Origin of the sequence: Promineifilum sp. (SeqCode) (assembly GCF_041918635.1) — a bacterium.
Taxonomy (GTDB): Bacteria; Chloroflexota; Anaerolineae; order Promineifilales; family Promineifilaceae; genus Promineifilum.
The window spans coordinates 1-2,689 of record NZ_JAYRVJ010000411.1 but is presented as its reverse complement, the minus strand read 5'-3'; the positions used below and the strand labels follow the sequence as shown (position 1 = coordinate 2,689).

4 protein-coding genes and 1 pseudogene are annotated in these 2,689 nt (G+C 65.8%); 2 read left to right on the top strand and 3 right to left on the bottom strand.

All coding sequences use genetic code 11. The annotated features are described in order from the left end of the window. Positions 1-351 (bottom strand): annotated as a pseudogene (locus tag ACE3UY_RS12825) (hypothetical protein); the annotation flags it as partial. A gap of 278 nt (positions 352-629) precedes the next feature. Between ACE3UY_RS12825 and ACE3UY_RS12820 the strand changes: the two are divergent. Both ACE3UY_RS12820 and ACE3UY_RS12815 read left to right on the top strand, forming a co-directional pair. Beyond that, positions 630-839, top strand: a complete 210-nt coding sequence (locus tag ACE3UY_RS12820) for a DUF4160 domain-containing protein (RefSeq protein WP_374687906.1) — start codon at positions 630-632, stop codon at positions 837-839. Between the two features lie 55 nt (positions 840-894). Continuing rightward, positions 895-1,176, top strand: coding sequence for a DUF2442 domain-containing protein (locus ACE3UY_RS12815; RefSeq protein ID WP_374687905.1), 282 nt, complete (start codon positions 895-897; stop codon positions 1,174-1,176). Here the strand turns inward: ACE3UY_RS12815 and ACE3UY_RS12810 are convergent. Then, the gene (locus ACE3UY_RS12810) at positions 1,147-2,229 is read right to left on the bottom strand and encodes a hypothetical protein (RefSeq protein WP_374687904.1); all 1,083 of its coding nucleotides are present in this window, start codon (positions 2,227-2,229) and stop codon (positions 1,147-1,149) included. The two genes, ACE3UY_RS12815 and ACE3UY_RS12810, sit on opposite strands and share 30 nt — an antisense overlap. A gap of 170 nt (positions 2,230-2,399) precedes the next feature. Then, the coding region (locus tag ACE3UY_RS12805) for a hypothetical protein (protein ID WP_374687903.1) at positions 2,400-2,689 on the bottom strand (290 nt) is incomplete at its 5' end.

Sequence of the window (2,689 nt, the reverse complement as noted above, 5' to 3'; positions counted from 1 at the left end):
GGGGAAGGTGGTCTCTTCGGTGCCGTAGAGGGCGACGATCTGGCCCGTACAGCGCACTGTCTGGGGGGAGGCGGCGGCCGGATCGTCGCTGGCGCAGGCCATGTTCTCGATCTCCACGCCGCTGACCGTGTCGAAGGTGTGGAGTTCGCGCTCCAGGACGCTCTCCATCTCGGCACACAGGCCGGCGCGGATGGCCTCGGCGTCGCCCTGCACCTTGGCGCTGAGGTACGCCTCGACGGCGCGGGCGGCGGGGTCGGGGGTGGGGCCGCTATCGGCCGTCGGCTCGTCGCCCCCGCCGCAGGCGGACAGCAGGGCGATAATCAACAGAAACAGCAAACCAATCTTCTTCATAGGCTCTCGTCGCGCCGGTGAATGTCCGGCAAGGGGGGATTATAGCCCATTGACTGAAGACCGGCCCGCCTTGGGCCAACGGTTGAAACCCGTTGGCTGGCAGGCGAAACACGTTCCAAACGTGTTGGCCGTGCGGCCAACGACCCGTCCCAACCCGGTCTCAACGGGCTTTGCCTGTCAGCCGCGGCGTTTCAGCCCACGGCAGAGGAAGATGCGATTGCTCTATCCGTTCGGCACGTGCCTACGCGGCCCGGCTGGCTTTCTGCTATACTCATATTATGCCGGAGATCAGTCGCTTCCTGGGTATCATTATTACCATGTATTACAGTGAACATCCGCCAGCGCACTTTCACGTGCGCTATGGCCAGTATAAGGCGGTCATCGCCATCGAATCGCTGACATTGCTGCAGGGCGCGTTGCCGCCGCGCGTTCGTGGCCTGGTTGTGGAATGGGCGGCCGTTCATCAGGCGGAACTGCTTGCCAACTAGCAGCTTGCCAGAGGACAGGAACCCCTGCGGCCCATTGAGCCGCTGGAGTAGACTTATGCTCAAGGATGTCGTTGAGGTGCAACCCCTGGATGGCTACCGGCTGCGTCTCCGCTTCGAGGATGGCGCGGCCGGCGACGTGGACGTGGCCGAACTGGTGGCGTTCCGCGGCGTCTTCGCGCCGTTGGCAGACAAAGCTTACTTCGACCGCGTGCGCGTGGAGCCGGATTTGGGAACTATCGTTTGGCCGGATGGCGCGGACCTGGACCCGGACGTGCTCTATGCGCTGGCGACGCCTGCTCACTACTACCTATTCAACGTCTTCGATGATCCGTCTTAATCCATCCAACACAACCAACGCCGTCAAATCCTGCACCGCATGCCCCCGCTGAAATGCGGCCGGGTCGCCGTAGTCGTGCGGTAGGTCGTCAATGACCAGGTGCACCCCGTCCGCGTCCAGTCCGCGGTTGGGCAGCGTCTCGGCCGCGCGGTCGAAGTCCCACAGCGGCACGTGGTACTCGGCGGCCAGGGCGCGCAGGATGTCGTTGTTCTCGTTGCTGCCCTCGAAGCGGTCGGCCTTGGTGCCGATGATGGGGATAACCCCCTGCTCGAGGCAGAACTCGATGACCTCCTTGACGTTGTAGCGGAAGCCGTCGGGCGCGCCGGCGTCGTTGGAGCCTAATCGCACGAAGAGGACGCTGGGGTTCTGCAGGCGGAACTCGCAGGCCAGCAGGTGCTCGCCCGGCAGGCACCACGCTTCGTCGGCCCACATCGGATCGAAGACGGTCCAGGAGTGCAGCCCGTGGCGCGCGGCCACGCCGTGGCGGGCGAAGGAGCCGGCCCAGCGGTCGATCGTCGCTTGCAGGTGGCCGAAGTCGCCCAGGGTGTAGTCGCCGCTGTCGAACGGGCCAAGGAAGTGGGGGTTCAGCAGGGTGCTGTCGCCCAGCTTGGAGAGGGCGCGCGGGTCGCGGCCGAGCGCCTGCCCTTTCGCGTAGATAGCCTGGATGTTGGCGGCCGTCTCCGGCGGCAGCGGGGCGATGTCGGCCAGGGGGACGCCGTTGATGGTTTGCGGGCCGAGGGGGGTGGAAGAGGGCAGGGGAGCCGGGGAGCGGGGGAGCGGGGGGGAGGTGGAAGGCGGGGGTGCGGGGGTATCGGCCGGCGCGAGGGTCGCGTCGGGCGGCGCGGGCAGGGCGGCCACGGCGGTCATGGTCGCCGCCGAGGGGGTTGGGCCGTCGTTCTGCTCCACCACCGGGGCGGGGAGCGCGCCGGCGGCCGTGGGCGCGACGGCTAGGGACGGCGCCGCCGTTCCGGTCGCGCCATTCGCCGCGCAGCCGGCTAAAAGGAGCGAGCCAAGCAGCAGTCCTAGTATCAGCGTAAGCTTCTTTGTCAGCATAACGTTCAGGTCACATCTGGCCGCGCGGGTTGTTGAAGCTTGCGAATTAAACACGGATAGGACACGGATTGAACGGATCAAACGGATTGACCGTTTTCACCGTAGGCTTCAATCCGTAGAATCCGTCTTATCCGTGTCCTATCCGTGTTTAATTGGCAACTCTCCACATTCTACCCTTCAATCACCAACCGCCACAGCGCATCCAGCATCATCAGCGCCGTCAGGTTGTGCATGGCGTGGCCGCGGGTGAAGGCGGTCGGATCGGCGTAGTCGTGGGCGAAGAAGGTCAGCATGTGCGCCGCGTCCACGTCCAACCCCCGGCCGGGCAGCGTGCCGGCCACCACGTCGTAGTCCCACAGCGGGATGCGGTAGTCGGCGGCGATGCGGCGCAGGATGTCGTTGTTCTCGTTGCTGCCCTCGTGCCGGTCGCCCTTGGTGCCGATGACGGGCAGCACGCCGG